Below are 19,870 nucleotides of genomic sequence, written 5' to 3'. Positions count from 1 at the left end.
CTCAACGTATCGTCAACAGCGATGATGGTAAGCGAATCTCTATTTTATTTAAGCGGGATGCCCTCAATACGAAGCGTGCGAGGGCGTCCTCACCAATCCTTGGAGTTCTGGTACTTGATATACCATTTATCTGGTTTGGCATTTGCTGAAACCACCAGACTGAACCACAACTTTTTTCATAGGAGTCTACCCATGTCTGCTTTCTGTTTTTTTGATAATCTTGAAGTGATTGATCCCGAGAAATTGGAGGAATACAAGATGCGTACCGCGCCCATTGTAAAGAAGTTTGGCGGTCGTTACATCGTTCTCGGTGGAACATGCGACGTCGTCGAAGGTTCCTGGTCTCCTACATTTCCCGTCATCATTGAGTTTCCCAATCTCGCAAAGGCGTACTCCTGGTACAATTCAGAAGAATACAAAGAACTCAAGTCGCTACGATTTTCGGCAGTGAAGACAAACGCGGTATTCATAGAAGGAACTTGATCCAAAACTGCCAAAAGATATCTTTAAAAAACTGGACTTTGAAGCTGGAACCCGTGTAAATATATTTTAGGACGATAAAATGACCAGGAGTTTTATACAGAAATAACGTGTTTGAACGTGATATCTTAATCGTAAACAAACCCCAGACTCTGCAGCTTTTTTACGATATAACCAGTGTAAAGATTGAATCGGAGGCTCAAGTGATTCGAGTGCGTCGATGTCAGTGTCAGTTACTCAGTGTTGTGTTATTTTTCTCCTGCTTCGAGGCACAATTGCATGCTTGGCAGGAGGGTTTGAGGGTACAAGTTGCCGATCGTGCAAAACTGATTGCGGCGGTTAATGAGGCAGAGCCCGGAACTCGTATTCTGATCGCCCCAGGTGAGTATCGTGGTGGGTTGACGTTTGACAATCTCCGAGGAACCAAAGAAAAGCCGATCGTTTTGCAGGCTCAAGATCCGCGTCAGCTTCCGAAGATTGTTGCGGGTACTTCGGGAATCCACCTGCGCGGTCCCGCATACATCGAACTACGTAATCTCGTACTGACTGGTGCGACGGGCAACGGGCTCAACATCGACGACGGTGGAAATCCACATAATCCTGCTCGAAATATCATCATGCATGGACTTCAGGTGCGAGACATTGGACCGAAGGGAAATCGTGACGGCATCAAGCTGTCTGGTGTTGACGACTTCGTAATCGAAGACTGTCAAGTGGAACGCTGGGGAGACGGGGGTTCGGCAATCGACATGGTCGGTTGCCACAAGGGTGAGATTAAAGACTGCAGGTTTCGGTATCGCGGAGATATCTTCGGTAGTGGAGTCCAAATAAAAGGGGGCAGTGCCGACATCACCGTCAGCCGCTGCCGTTTTGAAAATGCAGGTGGGCGTGCGATCAACATTGGCGGCAGCACTGGTCATGACTACTTCCGTCCTGCGAATGCCACGTACGAAGCGAAGAACATTACCGTTGAAGATTGCACGTTTATTGGTTCGATGTCCCCGATCGTGTTTGTTGGCGTGGACGGGGCGACCGTCCGGTACAACACGATTTACCGGCCAAAGCGATGGGTGATGCGCATCCTGCAGGAATCGCAGGGGCCGAAGTTTGTTCCCTGTCGTAACGGTGTGTTTTCGAACAACATCATCGCCTTTCGATCAGACGAGGTTCGTACGATTATCAATATTGGCGATGGTACATCTCCAGAAACGTTTCGGTTTGCAAAGAACCACTGGTATTGCATCAACAATCCACAGCGGAGCAATCGTCTCGGATTGCCGACGAACGAGACAAAGGGAAGTTACGGCAAAAATCCAATGTTTCGCAACCCCGACCGCGGTGACTTCAGGCTCCACGATCAATCACCTGTACGGGATGCCGGAGTTCGCACGGAGGGAAATCGAGAATAGCAGCTCATTAAAATTGAGACACCATTCAAGACAGACAATGTGCTCACAACAGAGTTGATCTAAAACGGCTTTATTAATTGATTATCCGACGACATTAAGCTTCCTGACAAACAGGTTTGGTCGCTCATATTGCGTCGAACCTGTTCGCAATTCAGCGTGTCATATACTAGATACCATTCTCATAAAATCAATTTATACACTGTCATAAATCAGATGCATGAGAAGTCGTCGTTCTCCCTTAAGTAATCAAGACCTTATTGAGTGAAACCACATGTTTAACATTGATCCGGATCAGCCCTACATTCTCGAAGTCCCCGGTGTCTTATCGCCGGAGGAGTGTGTGCAATTAATCCAGCGCATCGAAACACTCAAACCTGAGATTGCGACCATCAACACTCTCAGTGGTACTGAAGTGAACCCAAACGTTCGCAATAATGACCGTGTTATGTTCGATGATCCACAGTTGGCAGAAACGTTATTAGCGCGTGTCGGTGAACGAGCGCCAAAACAAATTCACAACATGTCGCTTGTGGGGGCCAATGAACGCTTTCGCTGTTATCGTTACAAGCCCGGTATGCAATTCCGAACACACGCCGATGGTTCGTTCTATCGGAATGAATACGAGCAAAGTTGTTATTCGTTTCTTGTCTATCTCAACGAAGACTTTACAGGTGGTGCTACCACATTTGTGACTGACCCGGAAATTGCCATTCAACCCCAAACAGGAATGGGGCTGCTTTTTCAACACCCCCTTATGCATGAAGGAAGCCTGGTCACTTCAGGCGTCAAATACGTCGCGCGCACCGATTTGATGTATCAAAAGTCAATGATCTAACTGACTGGCTAACAATTAAAACACTTCGAATCAATGATATTGGTATAGAAGAAAGGACCGATTTTTAGAAGGTCAAATTTGATTTATCATTCACACCTCACGAGGATGTATTCTTGCTGTCGGATTCGCCTTCTTTGAACATTTCATCAAATCGTCTCTGCATTTCTTCGGGTGAGACATCCTCAATGTGCGAACCAAGTAACCATTCGTGGCCGAATGGATCAAGTACTTTGGAGGATCGCTCGCCGTAAAACTGGTCGCGTGGTTCCATGACAATGGTAGCACCCGCTTCTGCAGCCTGCTGCGTCATGGTGTCCACATCTTCGACGTGGAGATGAACTGACGAGCCAGTGGGTACAGAATCCTGTGGTCCAAGGATTCCATATTCCGGGTATTCGTCTGACACCATGATCGTTGCTGTTCCAAACTTAAGTTCGGCGTGTCCTATGCGTCCACCCGGCTCAGTCAATCGAAAATCTTCTACAGCTCCGAAAGCGCGCTGGTAGAATTCAATGGCAGCGTTACAGTCTCGTGCTCTCAGGTAGGGATAAACTTCTTCGATTTGGTTGACAGGTCTTGTGTTGTCAGTCATCGCGTTGGCTCCTCATTAGCGAGTAGTTGGTTTTTTAAACATCTGATGCTAGCATAGCCACCTACACAAAACTTGTATTGGATAAAATTGTCGCCCGTCATTCCAGGATCATATGATTCTTGCGATCCGCTTCGATCGGCTGATATTCCTCGGGCGTCACTCCTGAAAATGCACGAAAATCGCGGATCAAGTGAGACTGATCGTAATATCCACAATCTAGCGCGATGCTGGTCCACTTGAGTGTTTTTCCAGCTACGATCTGGTCCAGAACGGATTGAAAGCGTTGGATACGTCCGAACAACTTCGGAGTCAGTCCCGCGTAATCATGAAACAGTCGAATGAACCGTTTGGCTGGATAGCCCATTGAATCACTCACCTCTCGCACCCCAACCATGGCTGATGAAGCGCTAAACTGTTGAATTGCACTCATGATTGCCGGATAGTCATGAGGGGGTTGAGTCAAACGGTCCAAGAGAAACTGTTCCAACACTGAGAAACGCGATGTCGTTGAGGGTGCCTCCATCAGGCGCTCCCATATCTCAACGGCCTGTCGGCCCCAGAGTTCTTCTAACCCGCAATGTTGATCCATCAGTTCACTCAACGGAACGCCCAAAATGAGGGACGCACCACCGGGCCGAAAATGAACACCAACTGTCGGCGATGACTCCGAGGTATCGAGTGCGAAGTGGTGAGAATAGGCCCCTGAAACAACGGCCTTACTGAAACATCGACCTGTTGTGTCGCAAGCATTATCAAAGATGCGTAGAGCACGATCTTCCTTTAGCTTGAAGACAAGTTCGACCGTACCGGTTGGCAGCAAGCGCTCCTTCTGATGAGATCGAGATTCACCATCAGAGTACCAGAGACAATCCACGAATTGGTCAAGAGGTTTTCTGAGATTTGTGCACAACTCAATCATTCTATTTTACTCTCAAATCATTGCCAGTGTGACAGCAAATCAGGAAGCCATCGTAAACAACACACTTTTGTGATACAAGTAAAAACTCTGGATCGGAATCGATCAAGTTTCACAACCCAAGGGAACAACCATTTGCATCTTTCGTCACTCATTCATCTTCTTTATTCTTGAGTTTCATAATTACCTGCACTGCAAAACTTAAAAAAAGTACCATTGAAATAACAAATACAAATCCACAACACATTAATTTACTGCCTTACAATGCCTCATTCTGTGTTTGATGAGCACTACAGATGGGAACAGCAATGTAAGTAGACCTCGTCATCGATCTACAAACCTTCCTTCAACCATTCTAAAATCTCTAATCGCTTTTGTCGCCTCTCTTTTATTTTTGATTGAGAAATTGAAAACGGATAGGAAATAGAGTAGTCTAATACTCCTGTTCTCAATATTTCCCCAAGTATCTACGCAAAGCGATTGATTTTTTATGTTGTACAATTCCAGGTTCCAGTCAAATCGTGTCCGTTTTCTTATCACAATCGCTGTTGTTAGCTTTGCTTCCAACATCGTGTTTTCTGCCGAGAAATATACGGAAAACCCAGGCGCGGAAGGCAATGGGAACTTCGTCATCGGTCCCGAGTATCAAATCGATCCGGATCTCACTGATCAAGGTAATCCCAAGGGAAAGCAATTCGAATTCTCAATGCCTCTGGCAAAGAGTAAAATTTTTCCGGGCGATGATAAGACGCTCGATCCCAAAAAGCCCGTACGTGAATCGCGCAAGATTTTCGTTTACGTTCCAGCTGCCTATAAAGACAGTACGAAAGCTCCCATTCTCGTGACCCAGGATGGACCAAGTCGTCTGAACCTGGTCCGCAATGCATTGGATAATCTGACCGTCTCTAAGGATCCGGAACGCAAGCTGCCGGCGTTCATCGTCATTGCCGTCCAGAACGGTGGAAACGATGGTAAGGGGAGCGAGCGCGGTCTGGAATATGATACGATGTCAGACCGCTACGCGCGATTCATCAATGACGAAGTGTTACCCGCCGTGCTGAAGAATGAAGAGATCAGAGCCGCCTATCCTAAGATTGCCTTTACAGAAAATCCCTGGGGCAGAGCTACGATGGGTTGCAGTTCCGGCGGTGCGGCTGCACTCACAATGGGTTGGTTTCGTCCTGATTTGTTTCGTCGCTTGATTACGTACTCCGGCACGTTCGTTGATCAACAGGATGATGATGCCCCCGAAGAAGCGAAGTATCCTCTCGGAGCCTGGGAATACCATTCCAGTATGAAGCTGATTGAAAAGAGTGAGAAAAAACCACTGCGAATTTTCACGCACGTCGCTGAAAATGATCTTCGTGCCAAAGATCCGGAAGAGACTTATCATAATTGGGTGATGGCCAACAAACGTACGGCCGCAGCACTCAAGGCCAAAGGTTATGACTACCGGTACATTTTCAGTCGTGGCACTCGACACTGTGACCGCAAGGTATTCGAACAAACACTGGCAGACACACTGGTTTGGGCCTGGCACGGCTATCAACCAGAATGATAGAACTGAACTACATTTTCCATCGATGTGAAGCATTCTCAATATGACCTTTGCTGCATTTATCGCCCCCTTTGCTGATTACCCACTGTTGCAGGAACGAGTCTTAGCTGTCCTTCAGGCATTGCCCGTCGATGTGCAACGTGATTTTTTGGATGATCCTCGATTCGGAACCGCGATCGACAACTACGAGCCTGGGAAAGGCTGGACACTCTTCATGCCCGCACCTGGCCCCATCGGCGAAGGAAGTCGTCTCGTGGTGCTGAGACCCAAGTTGGAGATGGCGTCTGAATCATACGCGAAATACATCATCGCTCACGAGTTCGCCCATGCGTTTCTTCGAAATGGGGGTTGGGGCGAAATCACTGACGTGGAAGAAGCCGCCGATGCACTCGCGGCTTCATGGGGATTTCATAAGCCAGCAACGTTTCATTGAGATTGGTATCGGGATCTGCCTCTTTACGACTTCTTCGCCATACTGAGCCTGCTCCTTCTACAGCTCAGCGTTATGAAAATGCTTAGCCTTGCGAGTCTTGCCAAGCCAAGGGGAAATTCTCAAGTGGCGAACTAGACACAACTCAATAATTTTATTATGAAAGCTATCCGAAAGCGGAAAATACACGAGCAGCGCCAAACTCGACTTTCCACCTGTGCTGGCTAATCGTTTGAGGTAGTTAATGACTGATTCAGTTCGATGGAACAAGATTCTCCGACATCTCTTGCTCTGCTTTTTGGTGCTGCTAGCGTCCGACCAGATTACCTTTGGCGACGATTGGCCGCAGTGGAACGGTCCACGCCGTGATGGATCGGTGCGCGAATCGGAGTTGTTAACGACGATTCCTTCCGATGGATTGAAGCTCATCTGGCGTCAGCCAATCTCGTTTGGATACTCTGGTCCGATCATTGCCGATGTGAAGACATTTATCTTTGATTACAAAAAGGCATCAGGCGATATCACCAACAACGCAGGCAAACGAGATAAATTGACGGGTAAAGAACGGCTACTGTGCTTCAAAGCTACGAACGGCAAGCCGTTGTGGTCTTACGAATACGAACGGGCCTACGCCGTTTCGTATGGAGGGGGACCGAGGGCAACTCCCAGTTACCATGATGGGATGGTTTATGCATTGGGGGCTGAAGGAGATTTGACATGCGTTGATGCAAAGCGTGGAACAAAAGTGTGGCACATCAACTTTAAAGAACAATATGGAGCGAAAACTCCATTGTGGGGTCATTCCGCATCACCACTCGTCTATGGCAATTCTCTGATTTGTATGGTTGGAGGTGAGGGCAGTCTGGTTGTCGCATTTGACTTGAAGAGTGGAAAAGAGGAATGGCGCTCACTTTCAAGTATAGAAACCGGTTACTGTCCACCAACGATTGTGAAACACGACGGTCGTAAGCAATTGATGATCTGGGATCCTGAGCAAATCAGCAGTTTGAACCCAACCAATGGAACGCTCTATTGGCAACATCCGCTGAAGCCAGATTACGGTATGTCGATCCTGCCGCCCATCAGTAATGGAGATCTATTATTCACGAGCGGTGAAGGCAGTAAAGGTGTGATGCTAAAACTGAAACGGAATGCTTCGGGAGTCGAGAAATTATGGGGAGGATCACCGAAGCGAGGAGTCTATCTCGCAACCAGTAATGGAATTTTTTATGAAGGATATTTGTACGGAGCTGACATCCGTAGCGGTGCCGTCATCTGTGCGAGGGGGGACACGGGCGAGCGACTTTGGCAGTCCGCCTTGCCCACAACCGGCTCGACACGAGGTCGTGGCGGTGCACACGGCACAGCATTCCTGATGAAGCTGTCCGGTCACAACTATATCTTATTCAGCGAAACAGGAGACATCATCTCCGCGGAACTCTCACCAGCAGGCTACCGCGAAACGGGACGTTTCCATGCCATTAAGCCGACTTCGAATACCATGGGCCGGACCGTTGTATGGACTTTCCCAGCGATTGCAGGTGGCAAACTCTATTTGCGTAATGACAATGAAGTCGTTTGCTACTCGCTCGCGAATGACAGCGCTAACTAAGTAATCATACCGAGTGCTTCCACACCTCCAGATTTTGAGTCGTGGAGCTAACATCTAACGACTGTCGTTCCAATCAAATTCTGCTCCCTTTGAAGTCTGACTCCTTTCACATCATGCGGATTTCAACAGTTGTATGTGACAAAAGAGTTGTATCAACAGTACATAAAAATGCTGGGGGAAATCCCTTAATTTTTGATGTAAAACGAGTGTTTGTACTAAGCAAAAGCTATTAGTTAAGAGAGTGTACAAACTCAACAAATATTAACAGGTAATTCTATTGAAAGTACAAATCATTAAAGGAAGTTGAGAATGATTTTAAAGAAAACTGGAGAAATTAATGCGTTCACCGATTCAGGTGAAACCGTCTTAATATCTAGTTACAAGAGAGTTCGGCATGAGTTTGATCTTGAAAAAGGATTTATCGAAATTGACGACAAAGTTCAATTTTTAGTAGATCACTACGGTAGACGGGTCAATTGTATCGAAAAAGGGAACTACCAAATTATCGATGGTAGAGAACTGATTGACGCCGCTTCTGATGACCCTGAAGCATTTTGAATAAGACCTAGGTTCCTGTAAAGGAAAGACGGGGTGTCGCTGCTCCGTCTTTTTTGATGCGCTCCGACCGATTCATATGAGTGTAGGGAACAGTTAACTCTGAAATAGTTTTTTCCATTTGATTTGCCGATGCCTGTAGAAAATATGGGCAAACAACCACACAAATAATGTCCCTATTCCGGCATGGATTTCAATTTCGTCTGAATACTCAATCGTTTCATCATCAATCGCATTAAATTTGATGCGATGATTCCATGCTTTTGTTAAGTTGCCATGTTCATGAGAAACAATCAGATTTTTTTCCTTGTTCAACTCTACCAACTTTATAATATGACTTCCAAGAGGCAAGATCCCAAACAAGAATACTTTGAGCTTGTATTCGGTTCCCCGGCCCCACTTTTCCGGAACAGGATGCCCCTGCTCCGGTTTAAATTTCAATATTGGTGAAGCAACATACATCAAAGAGGAAGTTTTTTGAAGTTCCTCCCACATTTGATTTTCGCTCGTTTTGATCACTGTTGATATTTTGGCTCTCATTTTACCCCTTGGAGACGTCTCACGTTCAAGATAACCGAATTTAGAGTCAACCAAACACATATAAGCCTGACCGAAATTAGCTGGACATAGAAAAGTCTTTAATCAAATTCCTGAAAAGAAGATGACTGAAGAGTTTTTTGATATATTTGCCTCCTCATTAAACCGATAAAGATTATTAATTATTCAGAAAATGCGTGCTTTCCTTAGTGATCTTCGTTTTACCGGTTAAACCTTTATGAAACTCTATCAACTGATCTATGTCAGTAAAAGTAGGGCTCCTATGACAAGAGCCGGATTGAACAAAATCTTGAGTGTGGCACATCAAAATAATACAAACCAGGAGATCACCGGGATTTTAGTTTATGATCGCGGCCATTTTTTTCAGGTCCTGGAAGGTGAATATAATGACGTCGAATCAGTATTTGCCAGAATCCAGGTTGACAAACGGCATTGTCGCGTGAACCGAATCATTTCCCACTCGATCCAGCGCCGCTACTTTGAGGGTTGGAAGATGGGATTTTATAATCTGGATGAGACAGAGGAATTCGACTTCTATAAACTGAAGAAGTGTATGAAATCACTCCAGGACGTGAGTACAATCAGCGAGATGCAAAATCTGGCACAGTATGCATTAAAAATCTTTATCGGTCTGAAAGAAAATTCGGTGTCACAACCAGAAGACCTGGTTGGCGGATAAGGGACTGATCTGAAAAAAACATTACCTGTTGTGCTGTTTATGTCCGAAACCGATTTCTAAGCAATCCGCTATCGGGAGACCAAACCTTTTACTGTCTTTAGTGCTTTTGAATGACATTAACCAACCAACTTATTAATAATATAATCGGTTGATGACCGGGTAGAGACTGTTTCCGAGACACTTTTCAGTGATCACTCTAATTGAGACAGAGGACCTCGGTTAAACTTCGTTCTCAATTTATTATGAATACATCTGTTTTGGCCATGGATTAGAGGAAAGCCACTGCAATAGCCATTCTTCAAGAGTGACTCCCATTGGCTGAATAGGATCACTTGCATTGGGATCATCGAGAAACAAATAACCTGATTCAGAAGTGCAATCGACACAGATTGAGATATTACATCCAACCTCACAGTATCGAATGAAGTGGTTAGGAAAAGTTGCTAACTGATTGTCATCATTACTTGTATGATAGAGCTTGTGCCATGATTCCACTGACATTTTGATTTCCCAATGGGGACCAAAGGGAAGATTTAATGGATGCTTTAGTCGGTTGATTCCCCAATCTGGCCCAAATCCACCATCGGCGACCTCAGTGCTTATTTGACGTATAATAGGAGGGAGCTTGAATCCGATCTGAGACTCCACATAGATCACGTCTTCTAATTTAATTGGTGCATTGGGTTTTTGTGGTGGCAATACATTCCCTACTTCATCGGTACGTACACACGATGCGTCACCTTCAATTGCAGGGGAATAACACAGCCTGTCAGTAAGTTGAGTTATTAATTCACTCATATTACTTAATTTTGATAAAGTTAACCGGACACGAATTGTTGTTAGGTGTATTCGATCTTTATTCCAAATCAATCCACAGCTAAGCATTATAGTATCTAACAGACAGTTACAGAATATCAAAGCAAACCAAGTATCTGGCAAAATTCAAGTTCCTCTTATCCTGGAATACTTTTTGACAATAACAATGAAGTACGCATGCTTTTTCGATTCGATATGGGAGCTTACCCTTTTCTGTTCTAAGGTCGTTCCTCCCCTATCTTTTTCGTTTTGTTAATAACCGCAGATATTTTCGATTTTATGTACCTCTATCACACTTCTAATTTAACTATAGCGGCTTCAAATCAATGGCGTCACTTGAAAGGTCAGGCGCAGAATTTTGGATAGAGACGAACTTTGTATGATCAATGAGTGTCATATCTGTAGTAGCGTTTTATCAGGAGTTTGGGCTCATCATGACCACGATACCATTTGATGACGAACATGACAAAGACATCGTTGCTAATCTTGTCGGAACATGGAAATCAAACTGGCAATTGACGAAGCAACATATTGATGTGGAATGCAAACTAACTGAAGAGAATATCATTGGACTCGAACTCTTAATGGGAAAGATGACAATCCGCTACAACGAGACGAGTGCCGTATTCACGATGCCTGAAATTAGATTCATAAAAGATGGCAAAGAACGCGTTCTTGAAGGCTGGTCATTCGAGGAGAATATTAACGTTCTCGGCCAAACGAACTCGCAAATCGCGTGTCTATCAAAAGCATTTTCATTCGATTTTATTAATCTAATTACTTTCGAAAATGCAGATACCTTCTGGTTATACGTGGGGCATTCGCCAATTTCAGATCTACATGTACGTGAGTACTTTAGCAGAATATAGCTTGAGCAACATCATGAAACGGAAGATCGTAAGCGGCAGCTCCCAGACTCTTCTCCATTTCAAATGGTCACTTCGCGAATCCACTCTTCACACCGGTGATTTCGCTGGCTCCCCGCTTTGCGTTCCCGTGAATCATCTCTCATTTCCGGGTATTCGATAAAAACCGCCGCCAGTAGACGTTCCTCGTTCGGAATGCCCAAATAACGAAACATCTCTGATTTTCGATATTTCCCACCACTGGACCAGTAGGTTCCCATGTCATGAGCGGTGAGAATCAGCAACAGGTTCTGGACCATGGCAGAAGCAGCAGCCAGATGCTCTTCATCACGTGCAAGCTGATCTTCCCGGGCAAGTTTCGAAGCGTTTTGTGTTTCGAGATCATAGAATTCTGGCAACCATGTCACGAGTACTAACGCGCTGCATGCGGCAGTGAGTCGGGGCTCTTTGGTAGTAACGTTTAACTCATCACGAAGGTAGGCCGCCGCTTTCTTGACATCCTCGTGCCATAAAATATGAGCACGCCACGGTTCAGCAATGCCCTCCACTTTCCGCGGATAATGAAACGGCGCCCAACCAGAGGTCTTAATCGCCTGAAGCACGATTTCCCGATTGCGTTCGGCAATGTCTGCAGGAACGGGACGAAATGCCTCGACGTCACACAGAACTTTCTCTGTCTTCCGAGTTCGGATTACGTTTTCAATTGTCTTATAGTCCATATTCGATCCATAGAGCCTGATCAACAGGCAAGGCTAAGCTTGCAGTTTAATTAATAATTTCACGATTCAGAGAATTCACCTCTGTCATCCATCCTACAAATAATATGGAGCGAAAACGTGCCCTTCAAGAGACAACCTATTGCTTTTATTCACATTCAACATTGATCGAAATCAAGGTCTGGACATTTCACTAGCTTTGCCAATAAAAAAGCAATATCCGAAGCTGTCTCCGAAATCCTTCCATATATCGATTTCTCTCTGCAGGCTGTCGGCAAATAATTGAGCTGTTGCATCTGCTAAACGGTTCGACCAAAAATCGTTAACGTGGTCCTGTAGTGGGCCGTAGTAGTTTTGCCAGTCTACTGCTGGGAGAACGAAGTGATCAACGAGATCAAATCCCGAAGTGCACATTCTCTTTAGATTCTCATCCACTGTCGTCATTAAGGGATATTCAGCATCCCAGAACTCCTTCGCATTGTGTGGTGGTTCTGTTGTCAGCCACACGGCTTCTGTTACCGCGATATACCCAGCTGGCTTCAAAAGAGGCTTCCACAATCGCAAGCCATGCTCAAAACCAACATTGTAGATTGCACTTTCAGACCAGATTAAATCAAAAGAGTGGTTTTCAAAAGGTGGATTTGTCATATCAGCTTTAACGGTCGTGATCCGATCTGCCAGTCCCTCACGAGCGGCTACCGCATTCAACTTGTCGAGAAATGGCTGGTGAATGTCCACTGCTGACAAGTGACAGGGGAGACTTCGAGCCAACGGAATCGATGCGACCCCCGCACCGCATCCGAACTCCACAATTCGAGGGAGGTCCGGCAGATCATGTAGCAGTGAAAGCGATTTTAGAGTCGATGCCTCACTACCTGGTCCCTTACGTCTCACTCCTTCGTAAAACGAGAAAACCATATCCATCGGTGGTTCAGTTTGTTCTGCCAAAGTTCGGTTTCTTCCTTCCTGCCATTCTCCCTGTCAGGAATTATTCTTATAAGGTCGTTTTTTCACTGCTTTTTTTCTTTGAAGCTCCGCTCCATGGGTACCACTCGAAAGTTTCTCCAGAGAATCGTAGCCGCAGGTTTCGCGCCTTGATCCCCATTGCTTGGGATGCAAATTCCTTCGGGTGTTGTGAGTGGAAATGGTTCAAACGATCAACGTGGGCAACATCCATTGCCAGATTATGATTCTCGTCTGGATCCATCACCAAATCATATAACTGTTCCTCTCCTGGCCCCTGATATACGTATATAACGCCACTTCTGATTTATCAAGCTAAATTTTCCTGATGCCAGTGGATCTTACAGCAAACGGAAAACCGTGAGAATTACTCACTTCAGAGATAGACAGAAAACTTAATAAGCCCTCCAGAAACAAGGTTCCAGAGGGCTTTTTTCCTGAGTCAAGTAGTGAATGATCGATGAATGTCACAGTTATGAGATGATTCGTGACGTCAGAATGGTCATCCACCCCAACTGTATCATGTTTGTTACAGTTGGGGCTGTCTTGACACAAATAGAATAAAGTTCTCCATGATTAAATATTGTTGATATTTACATCGCTGATTCCGGATACAGCGGTGTAAGATCCCATCGAGGTATCCAAAAGATTGCCGGCAAGACCGATCGAACCGGCGGCAGTGAGAGTTCCTGTTCCAGCAACAATATCGAGGTCTGTGTCATCATTATCCAGGATCGAACCGTTTGCTGAATCAATGGTGACCGTGCCTGTCGTAGTGAGACCAGCTAACAAGACGTCGTCATCGACATCAAGATCAATATTTCCACTACCTGCGTCGAAGAGTACGCCAGCGTTCATCGTCAGGATACCCAGGTTGCTCGCGCTCAGGTAATTAACAAAGATCTCGACATTACCTGAAGATGATCCAATCTCACTACTGCTACCAAAGAAGGCATCACCGTTAGAGGTGACGGAAATATCACCTGCATTACTTGTTATCGCGAGATTGGGGGCAACATACAGACCTTGATTATAAGTGGCTCCGGATCCGGCATTCCCTGTGATAATGATGTTGGCCGCATCAGCACCAGCGCCGGTAGAAGTGACACTCGTCGTTGCGCCACCGAGGACAATCCCCTCGTTGCTGCTTCCGGCTACGGTACCCGCTCCCTGGCCAATTAAGGTGATATCACCATCCACACTCGTTACGTTCAGATCATAGGTGCGAATGCCGCGATTGATGGAAACGCCGTTTCCACCTGTTCCATTTGCTGTGATGGTGGCGGCATTCACACCCGTTCCCGTCGAGGTAATACTCGAGGTATCTAGATACAGGCCGACGTTATTATTGCCTGTTCCGTCTCCGCCACCCTGTCCGGTGAGCGATATGTTCCCATCGACACTCAAGACAGACGCACTAATCAGCAGGATTCCGTGCTGTTCGATACTTGCAGTTCCTGCCGTCCCGTTCAAGGAAATCGTCCCTGCCGAAGCACCACTGGCAGTCGAGCTGACGGCGGTGTTACCATAGAGATAGATGCCTGTTTTGTTTTCACCAATGGCGGTTAAGGAAACATTTCCTACCCCCGTTGTCTGAATCGTAGCATTATTGGCTTCAATTCCGATGAAGGTTCCTGCTGTGGTACCAGCACTATTGGCTTGCAAGGTAATTCCCCCGTCAACCGTTGTGACACTACTGCCGGAGTTCAACAGGATATTCGAACTGGTATTCGCGGAAACCAAACCAGCAGAGGAAATAGTCCCCCCGTTGACCGTCAAGTTTCCGGTATTATCTGAATTCAGGTAAGTAGTTGTTACTTGAATGGCACCCGACGTAGATTGGAGATCACTGCTGGTATCGAGCAGAATGTTCCCTTGCGTTGTGACGGAAATATCACCTGCGTTACTTGTTATCGCGAGATTGGGGGCAACATACAGACCTTGATTATAAGTGGCTCCGGATCCGGCATTCCCTGTGATAATGATGTTGGCCGCATCAGCACCAGCGCCGGTAGAAGTGACACTCGTCGTTGCGCCACCGAGGACAATCCCCTCGTTGCTGCTTCCGGCTACGGTACCCGCTCCCTGGCCAATTAAGGTGATATCACCATCCACACTCGTTACGTTCAGATCATAGGTGCGAATGCCGCGATTGATGGAAACGCCGTTTCCACCTGTTCCATTTGCTGTGATGGTGGCGGCATTCACACCCGTTCCCGTCGAGGTAATACTCGAGGTATCTAGATACAGGCCGACGTTATTATTGCCTGTTCCGTCTCCGCCACCCTGTCCGGTGAGCGATATGTTCCCATCGACACTCGAGACAGACGCACTAATCAGCAGGATTCCGTGCTGTTCGATACTTGCAGTTCCTGCGGTTCCTTCAATTGTAATCGTCCCTGCGAAAGCACCACTGGCAGTTGAGCTGACCGTAGTACCGGAATGGAGATAGATGCCTGTTTGATTCCCGCCAGTGGCAAGTAAGCTGATATCGCCTGTGCCGGTGGACTGAATCGTGGCATTATTAGCTTCGATCCCGATAAAGGTTCCCGTTGTAGTTCCAGAGAAATTACCATCAAGGAAAATAACTCCATCGACAGTGATCAAGCTACTATTATTATTCAGGATGAGATTACGTGTTGCTGAAAGCAAAATATTTGCGGAACCACTGTTTGATATCTGGCTGTCAACAGTAATTGTGCGTCCGAAGGCGGAAAAACCATAGCTTCCGGTTAGACTCAGATTTGTCGCTTGTAAATTTACATCATCATTTGCATCTCCGGCCAAACCGATATTTTCGTCTAACAGGCTGTCGAGTCCTTGAACTGTGATCACGTCTGCGCCACTTCCTAAATTAGTGGTAACGATGAGAAAAGATGTATCTAAAAATCTTACGGACGCGCCCATGGTCGAATCGATGGTAGAAAGTCCATCGGTGCTCGTTCCATAATCAGATAGAGTCACTGTCTCATCGGAGCCCATAAAATCAAATCTAAGGGTACTTGACGTTAGATTATCTATGATGGATTCCGTATTCGTGTAACCGATAACCTGACCATTGATTGTTATACTCCCTGAAGAGTTCGTATTCAGAGTATGTGTGACATCGATTGTGCCAACATAGCTGCCTTGATCCAGGACGATGGAGCCGCCATCTCCTTCTGCATCAAAATTAATATCTCCCAGAGTGGAAGCCAGACCGTTACTGATGTCAACCACCAGGGTATCGTCGCCGATATTCCCTCGCACGCGAAATGAGGCTTCAATGGAAGCATCAATAATGATTTCGTCATCACCGATGCCCGCGTCGATTAAGATTTCTCCTTCGGTATCTGATGACAGATCGATGGTATAACTATCAGTGCCAACCAGCATGGTTCTGGCTGCATCGCTGTAAGCATTAACTGTCACAGACACGATACCGCTACCAGCATCGGTAAGCGTGATCTGGTCGTGCCCCCCAGTCCCTGTGACGTAAGCCAGATCGGGAGTGCCGTCGCTGTCAGTATCGCGGAGGCCGATGTCAGAATCGCTCGCGATTAACTCATAATTATTTTTTGTAGTAACTGAAGTTCCTCCCTGTCGATTAAGGTCAAATCGCGTGACCATAAAGGGGTCTTCTCTTGTGGCAGACCCCAATTCGATTACATCACCGGCATCCAAAGAGTCAGTGGTGTGAATGGCACTGAAGGTATGAAAGGCTTCGTGGGTTGCCGTATAAGCAATTCTCTGAGAGAGGTTTGCATTGAAAGCTGCTGTACCTGATGTACCAGTGGTGTCATCAAAAATGGTATCAATAAAGGTGTGGGCCGCTTCATCATACTGATTGCCCTGAGAGTAAACACCTAAAGTGTTGGTAAACAAATCACTGGCCGCCGCGATGCCATAAAGACCTAGCGTATCTCCCACTGAGCCAAGGTTGCCAGGAGTTCCATTTCCAAATACGGTTGACCAGATTTCCGTCACGAAAACATAGGCGTCGAATTCACCAGAAGCATCAAGATCATTGAGTCCTAATGTCGTTTGGACATCAGTGAAGTTAGTTGCTGAAGCAATTACGACATCGATATCAAACGGTTCTAGTGCGCGTTCGATGAGAGGGACCACGGCATTTGCTAATGCCGTTAAGTCTGCTGTGTTAACCGTGGCATTTCCGTCAAAATCATAGTTAAGTGACTTGAAAACTAAATCATCTGTCAAGCCTAGATAGTTGGACCCAGTTCCTAGTCCGTCTAAATTCGGTCCTGTCCCATTACCTGTTCCCGTACCGTCAATCTCTAAATAATCTTCAACTGTAGTATGCAGTTCTCCGCCTGTAAAACCCGCTCCAAAATCAAGGAAGAGTGTACTTGTCAGCATCTGACGTACTTCGAGCTGTTCGATAACAGCGGGCGGATTAAGGTAAGCCTTTTTTTGCATACGCCGCCGCATGGCTCGCCGAGCCCGGTAGTTGTAGCGTGGACGAAAATGAAGACGGGAAGAGAAAGCATTAAGCCAGTTGATAATGAGCACGATTATTCTCCCATGAAAAACAAAAATATGCAATTTTGTTTATATATGCTGACCTGTCAAGTAAAACTGAACATCAGAAACCATACTATTGAAGTATATAAGGTTTTTATGAACACTTTTAACATTGTTTTCAGGACAGGCATATATCATTATTTGGAGGTAGAATATCTTATAAGTCAATTTTGTCTACTAAACTATACTGTATAATTGTAATATTAAGAAATTTAATATTACTCGTATTAAACTGGGTCTTTGAGGATAAATATGAAGAGTTAATATACGGTTATTGGGATACAACAGCCTGATTGAAGCAGATGAGAATGAGGCAATGGCGGGGAGATTGTTTCCCAAACAGAAAACGGTGTCAGCGACGAATGGCACTGCCGCGTTTGTCGCTGAAACCTTTTTCCTCAGTGAGAAACCAGCCGGATTCCCGAGAGGGACTTGCCAGATGCACTTTCACAGTCTCACCCGAGAGTAGCAGCAGATGGACAACGAGCCCGCTTCCGCACAGAAGTAGCACACGCCCCCCTAACGTCGACACGTCAGCGATATCAGCTATGCGGGATCTCCCAGCCTCTGGAACACATCCAGCAATCGCTGAAACAGGGGTGTCAACTCTGGGTCCGTACTAAGCAGGTTCAACTCAGGATCTTCCGGAAGCGGGTCTGCGGCGACCCAGCGGCGCGAGAACAGCCAACGTCCGTCGACTTTGAGAACCTCGTCGTCATAGCGTCCCAAAAAGGCGAGTTTGTAGCCCTGCCTCGTCGCAAAGGTGACCACGGTAGTCGATTGTCCCGTGGCGCGCTGCCCGTTTGAATCGATTTCGAAGAGCAACGATGTATTGAGATGCCGCGATCCTAGCTCTTTGTGAACTTGGCCATATGCTGCAATCTTGTCTCGACCGCGCAAGGCGACGTCACCGAATCCGAACGATGCGTCTTCGGTGAAACAGTCGGTCCAACCCTCGATGTCGTGGCGATCTATAGTAAGCGTGTAACGCGCACATAGCTCGTGAATCTTCTGTTTCTCGATCCAGATCTCCAATTCAGTCATTGCAGAACCTTTCGTTTTCTCGACTTATCGAATGTTGCCCAACTTGAACAAGGCTAAGCGGGCAGATCTATAATCACTTGCTTTCAATTCTCAATAGGGATCCTTAACAAACTCAAATTATCTCCTCGTAGTTAAGACATCAAGTTATTTTCTAATAATAGAGTATCCTGTAAATGAATATTCGACAGACAATTCGACTTCGGAATTTGCCTGATCAACCTATTCATTAGATATAATGGCCCCTGGTGCGGTATCATATTTCGTCTGGATCTCAATTATGACTACTTCTCAATTGGTTTCACGATGACATCATCCATTCGACAAGAAATGAAATCTGTTATCAAATGGGGTCTGATCGTCTTCATCGTTATCAATGCCTTTTCATGGAACCCTGGTTGGGGTGGTCGAAATGACCGCAAGCCTGGTCGCGAAATCGAAAGGTATTTTGGCTGGCCAGCCTGTTTTTATTGCGACCTTTGGCGGTCAGATCATCCGCATGAGATTGTATTACCTGCCTACTTCCCAATAATTCCATTTAGCCGAGAGATGTACTTCGTTTATTTCAGCAGTTCTGTCATTGCATTCTTTTTGAACGCAATTTTTGTTGCTTGTCTAGCCGGGATGTGCTTTTTATTTGTTCTATCCGAAGAGAAGAAGCTGAATGCGTGGACGAAGTGGCTCGGAATCGGGCTGGCTTTGATTGCCGTGACGATTTTTCTCTTTCGTGATGAGATCAGTACCTATTTGTGATGTTGTCCGGTAAATTCCCCTTTACTAGACAGCTTTATGCCTTCCGTTTGGTCGCACGATAAAAAATGGTTATGATCGAATTGGAAAACCTTAGTCATAGATTTTGCTGAGTGAGGCCTAGATGAATGACAACCGCAAAAAACATCTGACACTAATTTGGCTGCTTATCATCGTAAATTTGTTGATTTCCGCCTCATTGCTCATTAATGCTTCGCGAACTGATCAACAACAGCGGTTGGACCAGTTAGAGACCAGGTATGATGAACTTGAGAGAGAGTACAAGAAACTTTCTGAAAACCGCGCTGAGTGATTCGATAGGTCCTCCTAATTTGCGAGTTCAATGTCGTCTGTTCTTGCCTCTTTCCTTTGTAAGATTAAAAATTATGAGTGTTTCCCGGTTAGTAACACTTCGCTCAAGGCAATTCCAAAGGATCTGCCCCAACACGCTGCCATTTTCAATTGGAACGAACACCAATCTTCACCAGCTATAATTGGGGCTATTATTTTAAACACTCCTGGCGATCCAATTATGTTTTATAGCGTTAACATAATTCGATCTTTAACTAA

At 45.9% G+C, this 19,870-nt stretch carries 20 protein-coding genes; 10 read left to right on the top strand and 10 right to left on the bottom strand.

Annotated elements, in window-relative coordinates; all coding sequences use genetic code 11:
- The first annotated feature begins 192 nt into the window (after positions 1 to 192).
- The 3 genes from V202x_RS18200 to V202x_RS18190 all read left to right on the top strand — a co-directional run bounded on the left by V202x_RS18200 (position 193) and on the right by V202x_RS18190 (position 2,724).
- On the top strand, positions 193 to 483 hold the full coding sequence (locus V202x_RS18200) for a DUF1330 domain-containing protein (protein WP_145177976.1): 291 nt from the start codon (positions 193 to 195) through the stop codon (positions 481 to 483).
- Positions 484 to 683: 200 nt separating this feature from the next.
- The gene (locus tag V202x_RS18195) at positions 684 to 1,889 is read left to right on the top strand and encodes a right-handed parallel beta-helix repeat-containing protein (protein ID WP_197992948.1); all 1,206 of its coding nucleotides are present in this window, start codon (positions 684 to 686) and stop codon (positions 1,887 to 1,889) included.
- A gap of 271 nt (positions 1,890 to 2,160) precedes the next feature.
- Positions 2,161 to 2,724, top strand: coding sequence for a 2OG-Fe(II) oxygenase (locus tag V202x_RS18190; protein WP_145177973.1), 564 nt, complete (start codon positions 2,161 to 2,163; stop codon positions 2,722 to 2,724).
- Positions 2,725 to 2,821: 97 nt separating this feature from the next.
- On the opposite strand, the gene V202x_RS18185 is transcribed toward V202x_RS18190, so the two are convergent.
- On the bottom strand, positions 2,822 to 3,316 hold the full coding sequence (locus V202x_RS18185) for a VOC family protein (protein WP_145177971.1): 495 nt from the start codon (positions 3,314 to 3,316) through the stop codon (positions 2,822 to 2,824).
- Between the two features lie 97 nt (positions 3,317 to 3,413).
- Positions 3,414 to 4,235, bottom strand: coding sequence for a helix-turn-helix domain-containing protein (locus V202x_RS18180; RefSeq protein ID WP_145177969.1), 822 nt, complete (start codon positions 4,233 to 4,235; stop codon positions 3,414 to 3,416).
- Between the two features lie 487 nt (positions 4,236 to 4,722).
- Here V202x_RS18180 and V202x_RS18175 point away from each other — a divergent pair, with 487 nt between their 5' ends.
- From V202x_RS18175 to V202x_RS18160, 4 genes are all read left to right on the top strand, one after another.
- Positions 4,723 to 5,790 (top strand): alpha/beta hydrolase, encoded by a 1,068-nt coding sequence (locus V202x_RS18175; protein ID WP_145177967.1) that lies wholly within the window; start codon positions 4,723 to 4,725, stop codon positions 5,788 to 5,790.
- Positions 5,791 to 5,833: 43 nt separating this feature from the next.
- A complete protein-coding gene (locus V202x_RS18170; RefSeq protein ID WP_145177965.1) occupies positions 5,834 to 6,223 on the top strand; it encodes a hypothetical protein in 390 nt (129 codons plus the stop codon).
- Between the two features lie 241 nt (positions 6,224 to 6,464).
- On the top strand, positions 6,465 to 7,832 hold the full coding sequence (locus tag V202x_RS18165) for a PQQ-binding-like beta-propeller repeat protein (RefSeq protein WP_145177963.1): 1,368 nt from the start codon (positions 6,465 to 6,467) through the stop codon (positions 7,830 to 7,832).
- 309 nt (positions 7,833 to 8,141) lie between these two features.
- On the top strand, positions 8,142 to 8,390 hold the full coding sequence (locus V202x_RS18160; protein ID WP_145177961.1) for a hypothetical protein: 249 nt from the start codon (positions 8,142 to 8,144) through the stop codon (positions 8,388 to 8,390).
- Positions 8,391 to 8,483: 93 nt separating this feature from the next.
- Here the strand turns inward: V202x_RS18160 and V202x_RS18155 are convergent, their stop codons facing one another.
- The gene (locus tag V202x_RS18155) at positions 8,484 to 8,849 is read right to left on the bottom strand and encodes a hypothetical protein (RefSeq protein WP_145177959.1); all 366 of its coding nucleotides are present in this window, start codon (positions 8,847 to 8,849) and stop codon (positions 8,484 to 8,486) included.
- A gap of 313 nt (positions 8,850 to 9,162) precedes the next feature.
- Between V202x_RS18155 and V202x_RS18150 the strand changes: the two genes are divergently transcribed.
- Positions 9,163 to 9,624 carry a BLUF domain-containing protein gene (locus V202x_RS18150; protein WP_145177957.1) on the top strand — a complete coding sequence of 154 codons (462 nt, stop codon included), beginning with the start codon at positions 9,163 to 9,165 and terminating at the stop codon, positions 9,622 to 9,624.
- Positions 9,625 to 9,864: 240 nt separating this feature from the next.
- On the opposite strand, the gene V202x_RS18145 is transcribed toward V202x_RS18150, so the two are convergent.
- Positions 9,865 to 10,422 (bottom strand): SMI1/KNR4 family protein, encoded by a 558-nt coding sequence (locus V202x_RS18145; RefSeq protein WP_145177955.1) that lies wholly within the window; start codon positions 10,420 to 10,422, stop codon positions 9,865 to 9,867.
- Between the two features lie 452 nt (positions 10,423 to 10,874).
- On the opposite strand from V202x_RS18145, the gene V202x_RS18140 reads away from it, so the two are divergent.
- The gene (locus tag V202x_RS18140; RefSeq protein ID WP_145177953.1) at positions 10,875 to 11,309 is read left to right on the top strand and encodes a hypothetical protein; all 435 of its coding nucleotides are present in this window, start codon (positions 10,875 to 10,877) and stop codon (positions 11,307 to 11,309) included.
- 59 nt (positions 11,310 to 11,368) lie between these two features.
- Here V202x_RS18140 and V202x_RS18135 read toward each other — a convergent pair whose 3' ends face one another.
- From V202x_RS18135 to V202x_RS18110, 6 genes are all read right to left on the bottom strand, one after another.
- Positions 11,369 to 12,025: a nitroreductase family protein gene (locus V202x_RS18135; RefSeq protein WP_145177951.1), complete on the bottom strand. Its 657-nt coding sequence runs from the start codon at positions 12,023 to 12,025 to the stop codon at positions 11,369 to 11,371.
- Between the two features lie 171 nt (positions 12,026 to 12,196).
- The gene (locus V202x_RS18130) at positions 12,197 to 12,970 is read right to left on the bottom strand and encodes a class I SAM-dependent methyltransferase (RefSeq protein ID WP_145177949.1); all 774 of its coding nucleotides are present in this window, start codon (positions 12,968 to 12,970) and stop codon (positions 12,197 to 12,199) included.
- Positions 12,971 to 13,016: 46 nt separating this feature from the next.
- A complete protein-coding gene (locus tag V202x_RS18125; protein WP_145177947.1) occupies positions 13,017 to 13,229 on the bottom strand; it encodes a hypothetical protein in 213 nt (70 codons plus the stop codon).
- Positions 13,230 to 13,561: 332 nt separating this feature from the next.
- Complete coding sequence (locus tag V202x_RS18120) at positions 13,562 to 17,497, bottom strand: beta strand repeat-containing protein (RefSeq protein ID WP_145177945.1); 3,936 nt, start codon at positions 17,495 to 17,497, stop codon at positions 13,562 to 13,564.
- 364 nt (positions 17,498 to 17,861) lie between these two features.
- Entirely contained in the window at positions 17,862 to 18,041 is a 180-nt protein-coding gene (locus tag V202x_RS18115; RefSeq protein WP_145177943.1) for a hypothetical protein, read from the bottom strand.
- Between the two features lie 14 nt (positions 18,042 to 18,055).
- Positions 18,056 to 18,553 carry a nuclear transport factor 2 family protein gene (locus tag V202x_RS18110; RefSeq protein WP_145177941.1) on the bottom strand — a complete coding sequence of 166 codons (498 nt, stop codon included), beginning with the start codon at positions 18,551 to 18,553 and terminating at the stop codon, positions 18,056 to 18,058.
- Positions 18,554 to 18,856: 303 nt separating this feature from the next.
- Here V202x_RS18110 and V202x_RS18105 point away from each other — a divergent pair, with 303 nt between their 5' ends.
- A complete protein-coding gene (locus tag V202x_RS18105) occupies positions 18,857 to 19,303 on the top strand; it encodes a hypothetical protein (RefSeq protein WP_145177939.1) in 447 nt (148 codons plus the stop codon).
- The last annotated feature ends 567 nt before the right edge of the window (positions 19,304 to 19,870 follow it).

It is taken from the genome of Gimesia aquarii (genome assembly GCF_007748175.1).
GTDB lineage: Bacteria > Planctomycetota > Planctomycetia > Planctomycetales > Planctomycetaceae > Gimesia > Gimesia aquarii_A.
This window is presented reverse-complemented; position numbering and strand designations above follow the sequence as displayed.

Excerpts from the sequence above, each read along its gene's own strand:
- V202x_RS18105 (WP_145177939.1), top strand. The coding sequence starts at position 18,857 with ATGACATCATCCATTCGACAAGAAATGAAATCTGTTATCAAATGGGGT.
- V202x_RS18175 (WP_145177967.1), top strand. The coding sequence starts at position 4,723 with ATGTTGTACAATTCCAGGTTCCAGTCAAATCGTGTCCGTTTTCTTATC.
- V202x_RS18200 (WP_145177976.1), top strand. The coding sequence starts at position 193 with ATGTCTGCTTTCTGTTTTTTTGATAATCTTGAAGTGATTGATCCCGAG.
- V202x_RS18185 (WP_145177971.1), bottom strand. The coding sequence starts at position 3,316 with ATGACTGACAACACAAGACCTGTCAACCAAATCGAAGAAGTTTATCCC.
- V202x_RS18155 (WP_145177959.1), bottom strand. The coding sequence starts at position 8,849 with ATGTATGTTGCTTCACCAATATTGAAATTTAAACCGGAGCAGGGGCAT.
- V202x_RS18125 (WP_145177947.1), bottom strand. The coding sequence starts at position 13,229 with ATGGATCCAGACGAGAATCATAATCTGGCAATGGATGTTGCCCACGTT.
- V202x_RS18145 (WP_145177955.1), bottom strand. The coding sequence starts at position 10,422 with ATGAGTGAATTAATAACTCAACTTACTGACAGGCTGTGTTATTCCCCT.
- V202x_RS18150 (WP_145177957.1), top strand. The coding sequence starts at position 9,163 with ATGAAACTCTATCAACTGATCTATGTCAGTAAAAGTAGGGCTCCTATG.
- V202x_RS18140 (WP_145177953.1), top strand. The coding sequence starts at position 10,875 with ATGACCACGATACCATTTGATGACGAACATGACAAAGACATCGTTGCT.
- V202x_RS18180 (WP_145177969.1), bottom strand. The coding sequence starts at position 4,235 with ATGATTGAGTTGTGCACAAATCTCAGAAAACCTCTTGACCAATTCGTG.
- V202x_RS18190 (WP_145177973.1), top strand. The coding sequence starts at position 2,161 with ATGTTTAACATTGATCCGGATCAGCCCTACATTCTCGAAGTCCCCGGT.
- V202x_RS18110 (WP_145177941.1), bottom strand. The coding sequence starts at position 18,553 with ATGACTGAATTGGAGATCTGGATCGAGAAACAGAAGATTCACGAGCTA.
- V202x_RS18160 (WP_145177961.1), top strand. The coding sequence starts at position 8,142 with ATGATTTTAAAGAAAACTGGAGAAATTAATGCGTTCACCGATTCAGGT.
- V202x_RS18135 (WP_145177951.1), bottom strand. The coding sequence starts at position 12,025 with ATGGACTATAAGACAATTGAAAACGTAATCCGAACTCGGAAGACAGAG.
- V202x_RS18165 (WP_145177963.1), top strand. The coding sequence starts at position 6,465 with ATGACTGATTCAGTTCGATGGAACAAGATTCTCCGACATCTCTTGCTC.
- V202x_RS18170 (WP_145177965.1), top strand. The coding sequence starts at position 5,834 with ATGACCTTTGCTGCATTTATCGCCCCCTTTGCTGATTACCCACTGTTG.